Genomic DNA, 12,936 nt, shown 5'->3' with positions numbered 1-12,936 from the left:
CGCCGTCCGATGTCCGGTCGCCGGTGCGGCGGCCGCGGTACCGCCCCGCCCGTCCTCGGGCCAGGCGGCCCGTGCGCCCGCGCCGGCGGCGACCAGCACCACGAGCGCCGCCGCCGAACCGATCAGGGCGCGCCGGCGCGAGCGGGAGCGGCGCGTCCCGGCCCCCGGCTCGTCGTCGCCGGACGACGGGCCGAGCACGACGGGGCCGGGATCGGATCGCCCCGCGCCCGGTCGATCCGCACCACCCCAACCGGCTGCACCACCCGACACGGCCTCATCGCCTGTATCGGCTGCACCACCCGACGCCGGCTCATCGCTCACACCGGCCACACCTCCCGAAGCAGCTTCAGCAGCCGAATCGACCGAGCTACCGGACGCACCCGCGTCTCCCGACGCGACCGGCGACACACCCGCCTCTCCGGACGCGTCCGCGCCTCTCGACGCGACCGCGTCCCTCGACGCGTCCGCACCCCCCGGCGCATCCGCACCGTCCGGCGACCCGGGGCCACCGTGCGGCCCCGGAGCGTCCGCCTCCCCCGCCGGACCCGGGCCTGCCGCCCGCCCCCTGCGGCGCGCCTCGTCGGCCAGGATCCAGCGGCGGTGCAACTGCACCTGCTCCTCCGGCGACGCGCCGCACAGCCGCGCCAGCCGCTCGACGGGCGCGTAGTCGGCCGGCACCGCGTCGCCGTTGCAGTAGCGATGGAGCGTGGACGTGCTGACGTGCAGTCTGCGGGCCAGCGCCCCGTAGCTCAGTCCCGAACGGCCCTTCAGTTCCCGCAGTACCGCCGCGAATTCGGCCGTGTCACTCGTCGCCACCGCTGTCGCCTTCCGTCGCCCTGTCCCAGGACGCGTTCCAGGCGGCCACGGTTCCCGCAGCTCAGGGGCCGTTCCGGCGTTCCAGCGTCCCGGATGCGGCGGGGCGTGTTGTCCCACCGGCGGGCCGTCCCGCACCTTGGTGGAGCACCGGCCGTGCAACCGCCCTTCCACCTCCGAACGAACGGGGAACACCACCCATGTCCCGCATCCACTTCCGCAACCACCTCGCCGTCGCCGCGGGCTCCGCCTTCGCCATCGCCCTCACCGTTGCCGGTGCGACCTCGGCCAGTGCCGCGCCCCACGCCGTGAAGGCACCGGCGCGGGCCACCGCCAAGGCCGCCGCCATCGCGCCGTGCACCGGTGCGAACACGAAGGTCACCGCCGCCGCGGTCAGCCGGCCCATCAACCACCTGCTGCTGACGGCGAAGAACACCGGCAAGACGACCTGCGCCGCCTACTACGCCCCGGCCCTGCGCTTCGACGCCGCCCAGTCGGCGACGCAGGTCGACCGCGACAGCATTCCGCAGTCCGTGGTCGTCCTGAAGCCCGGCCAGTCGGCGTACGCGTCGGTCACGCTCAGCGGCGACCGCACCAAGGCGCAGGCGCACGGCCACACCGCCAAGTCGCTGGAGGTGTGGTTCATGCCGCGCAACGAGGACGAGGGCTCGGTCGGCACGGCCGCCCACCCGGCGCTGCCGAAGAACACGTACACCGACGACGACGCCCAGGTCAGCTACTGGCAGAGCACCGCGGCCGACGCGCTGATCTGGTGACGACCGGCACCGCGACCCGCGGCCCGGCCCGCCGGCGCCGCGGCCGCGCCACGGTCCGGTGACACCCGGCCGCGCACCCGCCCGGGCGCCGTGGCCGCCCCGTACCGCCGCGGCGGACGACTGACCAACGCACGCCGCGGCAACCGCCGAGGGCCCGCCGACACCGGTCGGCGGGCCCTCGGGCGTCGCCGGGAGACCCGCTTCCTCCGGACGGGTCGCTCGCCCGGCCGGGTCCCGGCCCCGGCGGGTCCCCGGCCCGGCGGGGCGCGTCACTTCCGGCGCGTGGCCAGGGCGCGGCGCGCCGCCGCCTCCGGATACGGAGTCTTCGGGCTCTCGCGTTCCAGCCGGCCGATGAACTCGGTCACGACCGCCGCGAGAGGGGCGTGGCGTGCCACGAACTCCCGGACCTCGGGCGGGCCACCGGGCAGGGGCGCCCCCGCGGCGCACTCGCGGATCAGCGCCTCCCGCTCATCGCGCCGGTGCCCCCACAGGGCGGCGATCAGGCGGTTCACCAGGAAGCTCAGCGCGTACGCGCGGTCGTAGGCCCGGTGCCGCGCGAAGAAGTCGGCCTCCGCCGGAGTCAGGTCGAAGCCGGAGGAGAGGGCGAGCCCGTAGTCGGCGAAGTGCAGCCGGCGGCCGTCCGTGAGGATGTTGCCGAAGTGGGCGTCGAAGTGCAGCAGGCCGTTGCCGTTCATGAACGCCGTTCCCGCCTCCAGCTCCCGTTCCACCAGGGTGCAGGCCCGGCCGAGCGCGTCGTCGCCGAGGCGTGCCTGCTCGGTGAGCCACGCGTCCAGCGTCACGGGGAGGTACTCAAGGAACAGCACGAGACTCGCCGGGGATGCGGCGAGTTCCTCGATGCGGCGGCGGACCTCCGGCCCGCCTCCCCAGAACGCCACCGCCCGGTCGACGTCGGCGAGTTCCTCCGGCAGCGGCGGTGCCGTGTCCGGCAGGACGCGCCAGTGGTACATGAGCGGGAACCCCTCGTACCGGCCCGAGAGCACCCAGTCGGTCGTCATCGCCTGGGCGGCCCACTCCCGCCACGCCCCGAAGCCGGGCCCGCCGATGTTGTACTGGCAGAAGGACGGCAGGCCGAACAGGTTGGCCGTGGAGCGGAGGCGGCCGGGCACCAGCTCCGTCGCGGTCAGGGGGATCCGCTTCACGAATACGGGTGCTCCCCCGACCCGCAGCAGCGCCGACCGCCCGCCGATGCCGGAGCCGAGCGGCTCGGCGGACCCGACCAGGTCCGCCAGCGCGGCCTCACCGAGCGGTGCCAACGCGCGGCCCACGGCCGTGTGGACGGCCCTGCGCGCGTCCAACGGCGTTCCGCCGTCCCGGCGTTCCGGCTCCCTTGGCACGGTCCCCTCGCTTCCCGTCACGCTGCTGAACGCGGGACGTGTCCGATACTTCGCCTCCCGCCGGCGGACGCACCCGCGCCCCGCGCCACCTGGCCCCCCGTCCGCTCAACCCTGCCCGTCCGGCAGCGTCGTGACCAGCCCCAGCGCCGTCGAGCGCAGCAGCAGGCGCAGCCTCGGGGCGAAGTCCAGGGCCACATGGCCCCATTCCGGAACCTCCTCGTAGAGGGCGGCGAGTGTCGGGGTCGGGTGCGACACCTGCCAGAAGTTCCCCGCGAACGAGAGGGCCGCGGCGACGAGGGCGCCCAGTTGCGCGGTCGTCATGCCGCTCGCGGCCTCCAGGGCGGCCACCAGCGCGTCGTGCGCCGCGAAGGCCTCGGTCTTGTACGCGCGGGCGCGTTCCGTGGAGACGTCCCCTTCGAGGCTGAGCGCCACATGGGTGAGGAGGTCGCAGAAGACGGGCTGCTCGGCGAGGGTGTCGGCGAGCAGCAGACCGGCCTCCTCGGGCGAGAGGCCGGGGCCCGTCGGGGAAGGACCTGGCACCGGAGGATCCGGTGCGGGACGGTCCGTCGCGGCGGCGCACCGCTCCCGTACCGACGCGCTCCAGCGCCGCCAGCCGTCCTCGGCGAGCGCGAGGAGGAGTTCCTCCTTGCTCGCGTAGTAGCGCCGCACGCCGGTGCGGTGCAGCCCGGCCCGCTCCGTGACGCCCGCCAGCGTGACGAAGCGGACACCGCCGCGGGCCCGGGCCTCCGCCTCGGCGGCCGCCAGGAGCTCCTCCGACCTGCGCGCCTTGTCCTCGGCCGACCGGGCTCTCTGCTGCATGCCACCACGTTAACGCGACACCGTTAACGCACCCAAGGATGCGCTAACCCTTCCGGGGGTGTAGCGTCGTTAGCGCATCACGAGGTGCGTTAAATCTGTTCCCTGGGAGTGAGAGCCATGCAGGCCGTACGAGCCACCGCCTTCGGAGCCCCGTCGGTACTCGCTGTCACGGAGGTGCCGACGCCCGAACCCGGACCGGGCCGGATGACCGTCGACGTCACGCACGCCGCGGTCGGCCTCGTCGACGTCTTCCTGCGTCAGGGCCTCTACAAGGACCGGCCCGGGCTGCCCCAGGCACCGTTCGTCCCGGGTCTCGAGGTCGCGGGCACCGTCCGCGCGCTCGGCGACGGCGTGAGCGGCTTCGCGGTGGGTGAGCGGGTCGTGTCCATGTCCGCCGCGGGCGGCACGGGCGGTTACGCCTCCGTCTACCTCACCGACCCGGCCCTCGTCGTCTCGCTCGACGGCTACGACATCGACTCCGCCCTCGCCGTCTCGGTGCTGCCCAACGCCGCCATGGCGCACGCCGCCTTCACGCGCGTCGCCCACCTCGCGAAGGGGGAGAGCGTCCTGGTCCACGGGGCGCTCGGCGGGTTCTCCGCGGCCTTCCCGGGCATCGCCAAGCAGCTCGGCGCCGCCCGGGTCGTCGGCACGGTGCGCGCGGGCAAGCTGGAGGCGGCCGCACGCACCCGGCTGCCGTACGACCGGATCGTCGACTCGGCCGAGATGACCGAGGCCCTGGCAGGAGAGACCTTCGACGTCGTCGTCGACCCCGTCGGCGGAGACGTCCGCACCCGGAGCCTGGACCTGATGGGGCCCGGCGGGCGCCTGCTGGTCGGGGGGAACGCGAGCGGCGACTGGGACCACTCGCTGCGGAGCAACGACCTCTGGTACCGCAGCATCACCGTCTCCGGCTTCAACTCCGGCGCGTACCTGCCCTCGCACCCCGACGCGATCCGCCCCGGACTGGAAGCGGCCCGCGCCGCGCTGGCGGCGGGCCTCGGCGGGACCGAGATCGAGATCCTGCCGTTCTCGCGGGCGGCGGAAGCGCACGAGCGGATGGAGAACCGCTCGCTCGACGGCCGCATCGTCCTCGTCCCGGACGCGGCGGCCTGAGCGGCGCGGCGGCGGGGCGCCCGCGGCGGCTTCGGGGTGACGGGCGGGAATCCTCAGCGGGCCGGCGGCTCCTCCGGCCGCCCGCGCGGGATGCCCCGTCCCGCCCCGCGACCGCCCTCAGCGCGCGAGCTTCCGCGCGACCTCCGTCGCCCAGTACGTGAGGATCATCCCCGCGCCGGCCCGCTTGATACCGGTCAGGGTCTCCATGATCGCCGCGTCCCGGTCGATCCAGCCCTTCTCCGCCGCGGCCTCCACCATCGCGAACTCGCCCGAGATCTGGTAGGCGCACAGCGGCACGTCCACCTCGGCGGCGAAGCGCGCCAGGATGTCCAGGTAGGGGCCCGCGGGCTTGACCATCACCATGTCGGCGCCTTCCTCCAGGTCGAGCGCCAGCTCGCGCATCGACTCGCGGAAGTTCGCCGGGTCCTGCTGGTAGGTCTTGCGGTCCCCCCGCAGCGACGAGCCGACGGCCTCGCGGAACGGCCCGTAGAACGCGGAGGAGTACTTCGCGGTGTACGCGAGGATCGACACGTCCTGCTTGCCGATGGCGTCCAGCGCCTCGCGCACCACGCGGACCTGGCCGTCCATCATGCCGCTCGGACCCACCACGTGGACGCCCGCCTCGGCCTGGACCCGCGCCATCTCGGCGTAGCGCTCCAGCGTCGCGTCGTTGTCGACGCGGCCGTCGGCGGTGAGGACCCCGCAGTGCCCGTGGTCGGTGTACTCGTCGAGGCACAGGTCCGACATGACGATCAGGTCGTCGCCGGTCTCCGCCTTCACCACGCGGATCGCCTGCTGGAGGATGCCGTCGGGGTCGGTGCCCGCCGTGCCGGCCCCGTCCTTCTTCCCGTCCTCGGGGACGCCGAAGAGCATGATGCCCGAGACCCCCGCGGCCACGGCGTCGGCCGCCGCCTTGCGGATGGTCTCCAGGGTGTGCTGGACGACGCCGGGCATCGCGGCGAGCGGGACGGGCGCGTCGACGCCCTCGCGGACGAACGCGGGCAGGATCAGGTCCGCCGCGTGCAGCCGCGTCTCGGCGACCATCCGCCGCATGGCGGGCGTGGTGCGCAGCCGCCGGGGGCGGGAGCCGGGGAACGGTCCGTACACAGTCATGAGCAGTCGCCTCGTGCGAAGTCGAGTCCGATGGTGGGTCCGACGGTGCCCTCGCCGGGCCCGCGCGGGGCTCCGGCGGCGGTGCGCGGCCGGCACGGGCCGCGCCGTCCTCTCCACGCTACGCCCGGCGGAGCAGGGCATTTGCCGACGTGCCGTCGGCGCGGGAGGCGCGGGCGCCGCTCCGGCCCGGGACCTGCGGCACGCCGGGCCAACAGCCCCGCCGGGCCGGCCCCGGGGTGACGAACGACGCACCGCCGGGCGGCGGCCCGCCACGCACGAAGGGCGCGGAACGCCTTCGCGTCCGCGCCCTTCGTCGTGGTTCCTCGGCCCGTGGCCCCGGTCAGGTGGTGCGCCGTCTGCGCGCCCCCGGCCTGCGCTCGCTGGGACGGGTGACCGGGTCGCCCGCCTCCAGCGCGGCCGTGCGGCGGGCCGCGCCGAACGCCGCGAGGGCCTCGGCCAGCTTGTGCACCGACGGCTCCGGGGACAGGACGTCGACCCGCAGGCCGTGCTCCTCCGCGGTCTTCGCCGTGGCGGGGCCGATGCACGCGATCACCGTGACGTTGTGCGGCTTGCCGGCGATCCCGACCAGGTTGCGCACCGTGGAGGACGAGGTGAACAGCACGGCGTCGAAGCCGCCGCCCTTGATCGCCTCGCGGGTCTCCGCCGGCGGCGGCGACGCGCGCACCGTCCGGTACGCGGTGACGTCGTCGACCTCCCAGCCCAGCTCGATCAGCCCGGCGACCAGGGTCTCCGTGGCGATGTCGGCGCGCGGCAGGAACACCCGGTCGATCGGGTCGAAGACCGGGTCGTAGGGCGGCCAGTCCTCCAGCAGCCCGGCGGCGGACTGCTCGCCGCTCGGCACGAGGTCCGGCTTGACGCCGAAGTCGACGAGCGACGCCGCCGTGGCCTCGCCGACCGCGGCCACCTTGATGCCCGCGAAGGCGCGGGCGTCGAGCCCGTACTCCTCGAACTTCTCGCGCACGGCCTTCACAGCGTTGACGGACGTGAACGCGATCCACTCGTAGCGGCCCGTGACCAGGCCCTTGACCGCGCGCTCCATCTGCTGGGGCGTGCGCGGGGGTTCGACCGCGATCGTCGGCACCTCGTGCGGCACCGCGCCGTACGAGCGGAGCTGGTCGGACAGCGACGCCGCCTGCTCCTTGGTGCGCGGCACGAGCACCTTCCACCCGAACAGCGGCTTCGACTCGAACCAGGCGAGCTGGTCGCGCTGCGCGGGCGCGCTGCGCTCGCCGACGACGGCTATGACGGGCTGGTGCCCGTCCGGCGACGGCAGCACCTTGGCCTGCTTGAGGGTGCCCGCGATGGTGCCGAGGGTCGCCGTCCAGGTGCGCTGGCGCGTCGTCGTGCCGGCGACGGTGACGGTCATCGGGGTGTCCGGCTTGCGGCCCGCCGCGACGAGTTCGCCCGCCGCGGCGGCGACCGTGTCGAGCGTCGTGGAGACGACGGCGGTCGCGTCGCTGGCGCCGACCTCGGTCCAGCACCGGTCGCTCGCGGTGCGCGCGTCGACGAACCGGACGTCGGTGCCGTGCGCGTCGCGCAGCGGAACACCCGCGTAGGCGGGCACCCCGACCGCGGCCGCGATGCCTGGCACGACCTCGAAGCGGATGCCCGCGTTGGCGCAGGCGAGCATCTCGCGGCCGGCGTCGCCGTCGAGCCCCGGGTCCCCGGAGACCGCACGGACGACCCGCTTGCCGCCCCGCGCGGCCTCCATGACAAGATTGGCGGCATCCCTGATCGCGGGGATACCGGCGGCTGTTGATGCGTCATCAACAACCGTCAGCGCGGGCGTGCTCACAGTGTCGCGGGCGTGCGCGCGCACGACGTCGAGCACATCCGGCTCGGCGATCAGCACGTCCGCCCCCGCGAGCGCCTCCACGGCGCGCAGAGTCAGCAAACCCGGGTCTCCGGGTCCGGCACCGAGGAAGGTGACGTACCCCGATGCGGAGTGGGCCGGAAGGTCAGTGGTGGTGGGGCTCAAAGTGCTCGCTCCCCCATAAGACCGGCCGCACCCTTGGCAAGCATCTCGGACGCGAGTTCGCGCCCGAGCGCGACAGCGTGCTGGTGCGACGCGGGTACGGGACCGGTGGTGGACAGCTGCACGAGCGTCGAGCCGTCGGCGGTGCCGACGACGCCGCGCAGGCGCATTTCGTTGACAATCTGCCCGTCGGCCAGCAGGTCGGCGAAGGCTCCCACGGGAGCACTGCAGCCGGCCTCCAGGGCGGCGAGCAGGGACCGCTCGGCGGTCACGGCGGCCCGGGTGACCGGGTCGTCGAGCTCGGCGAGCAAAGCGGCGAGGTCTACGTTGACCGCGGCGCACTCTACAGCGAGCGCTCCCTGGCCGGGAGCGGGCAGGACGGTGTCGGCCGACAGGACGTCGGTGACCTCGCCGCTTCTGCCGAGGCGGTTCAGGCCCGCGGCGGCGAGCACGACGGCGTCGAGCTCCCCCTCGCGGACGTACCCGATCCGGGTGTCGATGTTTCCCCTGACCGGCACGATCTGTATGGCGCGGCCGTGCTCGCGGGCGTGTGCGAGCAGTTGCGCGGAGCGGCGCGCCGAGCCGGTGCCCACGCGGGCACCGTCCGGGAGCGCGGCGAAGGTGAGGCCGTCGCGGGCGATCAGCACGTCGCGCGGGTCCTCGCGGAGCGGGGTCGCCGCGATGACCAGCTCGTCGGGCTGGCCCGTCGGCAGGTCCTTCAGCGAGTGCACGGCGAAGTCCACGTCACCGCGCAGCAGCGCGTCGCGCAGGGCGGTGACGAAGATGCCCGTGCCGCCGATCCGCGTGACGAGCTCGCGGGAGGTGTCGCCGCGCGTGGTGATCTCCACCAGCTCGACGGGCCGGCCGGAGCGTGCCGCGACCTCGTCGGCGACCAGCCGGGACTGCGCCTTCGCGAGGGGGCTGCGGCGGGTGCCCAGGCGCAGCGGCCGGTCGGGGCCGCCGGGCGCCGGGGACGTCGTGGCTTCGCTCATGACCGGCCCCGGTCGGCCTGGCTGACGGCGGCGACCGTCTGCGGGTCCAGGTCGAACAGCTCGCGCAGCGCGTCCGCGTACCCGGCGCCGCCGGGCTCCGCGGCGAGCTGCTTGACGCGCACGGTCGGCGCGTGGAGGAGCTTGTCCACGACGCGCCGCACGGTACGGGTGATCTCGGCGCGCTCCTTGTCGTCCAGGCCGGGGAGCCTGCTGTCGAGGCGCGCGATCTCGCCGGCGACGACGTCGGCCGCCATGGCCCGCAGCGCGACGACGGTGGGCGTGATGTGCGCGGCGCGCTGGGCCGCGCCGAAGGCGGCGACCTCCTCGGAGACGATGCCGCGGACCTTGTCGACGTCGGCGGCCATCGGGGCGTCCGCGGACGCCTCCGCGAGGGTCTCGATGTCGGCGAAGGAGACGCCGTCGACGCGGTGCGCCTCGGCGTCGATGTCGCGCGGCATGGCGAGGTCGAGCAGCGCGAGCGGCGATCCGGCCGGGCGGCCGGCTGCCGCGGCGCGGACCGCGTCGCCGGTCAGGACCAGGCCGGTGGCTCCGGTGCAGGACACGGCGATGTCCGCCGAGGCCAGCTCGGCGTCGACGGCGTCCATGCCGACGGCGCGGGCGCGCACCCCGGTGCCGCCGGGCTGCTGGAGGATCTCGGCCAGCCGCTCGGCGCGGGCGGCCGTGCGGTTGGCGATCACGATCTCGGCGACGCCGGCCCGGGCGAGGGTCGCGGCGGCCAGCGAGGACATCGAACCCGCGCCGACGATCAGGGCCCGCTTCCCGGCGGCCCAGGTGTCGACGGAGTCCGTCCCGGCGAGCTGCTGGAGGCCGAAGGTCACGAGGGACTGGCCGGCCCGGTCGATGCCGGTCTCGCTGTGGGCGCGCTTGCCCACGCGCAGCGCCTGCTGGAACAGGTCGTTGAGCATGCGGCCCGCGGTGTGCAGGTCCTGCCCGAGCGCGAGGGCGTCCTTGATCTGGCCGAGGATCTGCCCCTCGCCCACGACCATCGAGTCCAGTCCGCAGGCCACCGACAGCAGGTGGTGGACGGCGCGGTCCTCGTAGTGCACGTAGAGGTGGGGCGTCAGCTCGTCCAGGCCGACGCCGCTGTGCCGGGCGAGCAGCGTGGAGAGCTCGGCGACGCCGGCGTGGAACTTGTCGACGTCCGCGTACAGCTCGATGCGGTTGCAGGTGGCGAGCACGGCGCCCTCGGTGGCGGGTTCCGCGGCGAGGGTGTCCTGCAACAGCTTGACCTGCGCGTCCGCGGGGAGCGAGGCGCGCTCCAGCACGCTGACGGGTGCGCTGCGGTGGCTCAGGCCCACGACCAGGAGGCTCATGCCGGCATCACCGCGGGCAGCTCGTCGTCGGGGCCCTTGCGCCCGCGCCGGGCGGGGGCCGCGCCGTCCCCGGGCGCGCCGCCCTCGGGCGCGGCGGGCGCGGTCGCGGGGGTGCCCGGGTGCTCGGCGCCGTCCTGCGCGACGGTCGTCGGCGGCGGCGGAGGTACGTCGGGGGCGTCCTCGCCGGCCTTGCGCTGCTCGTGGAAGGCGAGGATCTGCAGCTCGATGGAGAGGTCGACCTTGCGGACGTCCACGCCGTCGGGAACGGTCAGGACGGTCGGCGCGAAGTTGAGGATCGACGTGACCCCGGCGGCCACGAGCCGGTCGCACACCTGCTGGGCCGCGCCGGCCGGGGTGGCGATGACCCCGATGGAGACACCGTTGTCCCGGATGATGTCCTCGAGCTGGTCCGAGTGGCGCACCGGGATGCCCGCGACGGGCTTGCCCGCCATGGCGGGGTCGGCGTCTATGAGGGCCGCGACCCGGAATCCGCGGGACGCGAACCCGCCGTAGTTGGCGAGGGCCGCGCCGAGGTTGCCGATACCGACGATGACGACGGGCCAGTCCTGGGTCAGGCCGAGTTCGCGCGAGATCTGGTAGACGAGGTACTCGACGTCGTAGCCGACGCCCCGGGTCCCGTAGGAGCCCAGGTACGAGAAGTCCTTGCGCAGCTTCGCCGAGTTGACCCCGGCGGCGGCGGCCAGCTCCTCGGAGGAGACCGTGGGCACCGAGCGCTCGGACAGTCCGGTGAGGGCCCGCAGATACAGCGGGAGCCTGGCGACGGTGGCCTCGGGAATGCCTCGGCTGCGAGTCGCCGGTCGGTGCGTTCGGCCAGTTGCCACGGTGCTCCTGCGGGATGAGCGGGGTTGCAGGCGGTCGTGCGTTTCGTGGCCGCCCCGTCGAATGCAGGCTATGTCTTTGTGAACGCGTGCACAAAGATGGTGTCCGTTTTGTCCGACCAAAGTGATCGGGGTCACGCGCTCGGATCCCGCGGACACGGAACCAACCACGAGGTCGGACCGTTGCCTCACGCCGGGGCGCATATCGGCACACACCTCTCAGCCACTACGCCCCCGTCGGATCGGCACCGGCAAAACACCCGCGATCGTAGCCCTCTTTCCCATGTGTCCCGTCCGTCGCGGACGGGAGGCGGCAGGGGGCGGGAGCGGACACCGACACGGTCAGGAGGCGAGCGCGCGGCGGAGCCTGGCCTCGTCCACCCGCCAGAAGGTGTGCTGCTCGCCGTCGACGAGGACGACCGGGATCTGCTCCCAGTAGGCGTCGCGCAACGCGTCGTCGCCCGTGATGTCCTTCTCCTCCAGGCTCGCGCCCGTCTCGGCGCACACCCGCTCCAGCACCGAACGGGCGTCGTCGCACAGGTGGCAGCCCGGTTTCGCGATGAGCGTCACGCGTCGCGGTCCCTTCGCCGCCGCGCCGCCGGCAGCCGCCTCGCGCGCCGGCTCCCGGCCCGCCCCGTCCTTCTTCGTACGCCGCAGCAGTGGGGTCATGCGGCCCATTCTCCGCCCACCGCGCGGCCGGGATCCGCCGTTGTCCACAGCAGCGTGGCGATCGTCATGTGTGCCGATTAACACACTGGTCGGCGAGTGTTCACACCCGGGGCGCCCCTGCGGGCCGGGAAGGCCGAACGGACTGGCTATGCTCACCACATGGCCGCATTGGGATGGCTCTCTCCACGCAGGCGCTCCGCGACACCCCGGAGCGTGCTGGCGGGCGAGGCAGCAGCCGAGGCAGCGCGCAGGTCCGCCGCCGACGTCGGCCTCGCCGAGCGCGACCGGGACGGCGCGGGCGCGGAGGCCGACGCGGCCCCCGCCGAACGGATCCCCGACTTCCCGGTCTTCGGCGACGAGCGCGCGGCCGCGTTCTTCGACCTCGACAACACCGTCATGCAGGGCGCCGCGATCTTCCACCTCAGCAGGGGCCTGTACAAGCGGAAGTTCTTCCAGCGCCGCGAGCTGGCCCGCTTCGCCTGGCAGCAGGCCTGGTTCCGGCTCGCGGGCGTCGAGGACCCGGACCACATGCAGGACGTGCGCGACTCCGCCCTGTCCATCGTCAAGGGCCACCGCGTCGCCGAGCTGATGTCCATCAGCGACGAGATCTACGACGAGTACATGGCCGACCGCATCTGGGCCGGCACCCGCGCGCTCGCCCAGGCCCACCTGGACGCCGGCCAGCAGGTGTGGCTGGTGACGGCCGCCCCCGTCGAGACCGCCACGATCATCGCCCGCAGGCTCGGCCTGACCGGCGCGCTCGGCACCGTCGCCGAGTCCGTGGACGGCGTCTACACCGGCCGCCTGGTCGGCGAGCCGCTGCACGGGCCCGCGAAGGCGGAGGCCGTACGGGCGCTCGCCGCGTCCGAGGGCTTCGACCTCGTGCGCTGCGCCGCCTACAGCGACTCGCACAACGACATCCCCATGCTCTCGCTGGTCGGCCACCCGCACGCGATCAACCCCGACGCCAAGCTCCGCGCGTACGCACGTGAGCGCGGCTGGCGGCTGCGCGACTACCGCACCGGCCGCAAGGCCGTGAAGGTCGGCATCCCGGCCGCGGCCGGCGTCGGCGCGCTCGCGGGGGGCACGGCGGCCGCCGTCGCCCTGCACCGCCGCC

At 74.4% G+C, this 12,936-nt stretch carries 11 protein-coding genes and 2 pseudogenes; 3 read left to right on the top strand and 10 right to left on the bottom strand.

What is annotated here, in order from left to right; genetic code table 11:
• Positions 1-198, bottom strand: a pseudogene (locus L1885_RS13450) (hypothetical protein); the annotation flags it as partial.
• Positions 199-675: 477 nt separating this feature from the next.
• A pseudogene (locus tag L1885_RS29400) lies at positions 676-816 on the bottom strand (helix-turn-helix domain-containing protein); the annotation flags it as partial.
• 197 nt (positions 817-1,013) lie between these two features.
• Between L1885_RS29400 and L1885_RS13440 the strand changes: the two are divergent.
• Positions 1,014-1,589: a DUF4232 domain-containing protein gene (locus tag L1885_RS13440; protein ID WP_235797319.1), complete on the top strand. Its 576-nt coding sequence runs from the start codon at positions 1,014-1,016 to the stop codon at positions 1,587-1,589.
• Between the two features lie 269 nt (positions 1,590-1,858).
• On the opposite strand, the gene L1885_RS13435 is transcribed toward L1885_RS13440, so the two are convergent.
• Both L1885_RS13435 and L1885_RS13430 read right to left on the bottom strand, forming a co-directional pair.
• The gene (locus L1885_RS13435) at positions 1,859-2,905 is read right to left on the bottom strand and encodes a protein kinase family protein (RefSeq protein WP_235797318.1); all 1,047 of its coding nucleotides are present in this window, start codon (positions 2,903-2,905) and stop codon (positions 1,859-1,861) included.
• Between the two features lie 144 nt (positions 2,906-3,049).
• Entirely contained in the window at positions 3,050-3,763 is a 714-nt protein-coding gene (locus L1885_RS13430; protein ID WP_235797317.1) for a TetR/AcrR family transcriptional regulator, read from the bottom strand.
• 117 nt (positions 3,764-3,880) lie between these two features.
• Here L1885_RS13430 and L1885_RS13425 point away from each other — a divergent pair, with 117 nt between their 5' ends.
• Entirely contained in the window at positions 3,881-4,876 is a 996-nt protein-coding gene (locus tag L1885_RS13425; protein WP_235797316.1) for a quinone oxidoreductase family protein, read from the top strand.
• Positions 4,877-4,993: 117 nt separating this feature from the next.
• Here L1885_RS13425 and hemB read toward each other — a convergent pair whose 3' ends face one another.
• The 6 genes from hemB to L1885_RS13395 all read right to left on the bottom strand — a co-directional run bounded on the left by hemB (position 4,994) and on the right by L1885_RS13395 (position 11,819).
• Positions 4,994-5,989 carry a porphobilinogen synthase gene (gene hemB, locus L1885_RS13420; protein ID WP_235797315.1) on the bottom strand — a complete coding sequence of 332 codons (996 nt, stop codon included), beginning with the start codon at positions 5,987-5,989 and terminating at the stop codon, positions 4,994-4,996.
• A gap of 340 nt (positions 5,990-6,329) precedes the next feature.
• Positions 6,330-7,988, bottom strand: coding sequence for a bifunctional uroporphyrinogen-III C-methyltransferase/uroporphyrinogen-III synthase (locus tag L1885_RS13415; protein ID WP_235797314.1), 1,659 nt, complete (start codon positions 7,986-7,988; stop codon positions 6,330-6,332).
• Positions 7,985-8,977, bottom strand: a complete 993-nt coding sequence (gene hemC / locus L1885_RS13410; RefSeq protein WP_235797313.1) for a hydroxymethylbilane synthase — start codon at positions 8,975-8,977, stop codon at positions 7,985-7,987. The genes L1885_RS13415 and hemC overlap by 4 nt, the downstream gene beginning before the upstream one ends.
• Positions 8,974-10,311, bottom strand: a complete 1,338-nt coding sequence (locus L1885_RS13405; RefSeq protein ID WP_235797312.1) for a glutamyl-tRNA reductase — start codon at positions 10,309-10,311, stop codon at positions 8,974-8,976. The genes hemC and L1885_RS13405 overlap by 4 nt, the downstream gene beginning before the upstream one ends.
• Positions 10,308-11,153, bottom strand: coding sequence for a redox-sensing transcriptional repressor Rex (locus L1885_RS13400; RefSeq protein ID WP_235797311.1), 846 nt, complete (start codon positions 11,151-11,153; stop codon positions 10,308-10,310). Before L1885_RS13400 ends, L1885_RS13405 begins: the two co-directional genes overlap by 4 nt.
• A 339-nt stretch (positions 11,154-11,492) precedes the next feature.
• Positions 11,493-11,819, bottom strand: coding sequence for a glutaredoxin family protein (locus tag L1885_RS13395; protein ID WP_372481940.1), 327 nt, complete (start codon positions 11,817-11,819; stop codon positions 11,493-11,495).
• A gap of 159 nt (positions 11,820-11,978) precedes the next feature.
• Between L1885_RS13395 and L1885_RS13390 the strand changes: the two genes are divergently transcribed.
• On the top strand, positions 11,979-12,936 hold a 958-nt coding region (locus L1885_RS13390), incomplete at its 3' end, for an HAD family hydrolase (RefSeq protein WP_235797309.1).

It is taken from the genome of Streptomyces fuscigenes, from assembly GCF_021556455.1.
GTDB lineage: Bacteria > Actinomycetota > Actinomycetes > Streptomycetales > Streptomycetaceae > Streptomyces > Streptomyces fuscigenes.
This window is presented reverse-complemented; position numbering and strand designations above follow the sequence as displayed.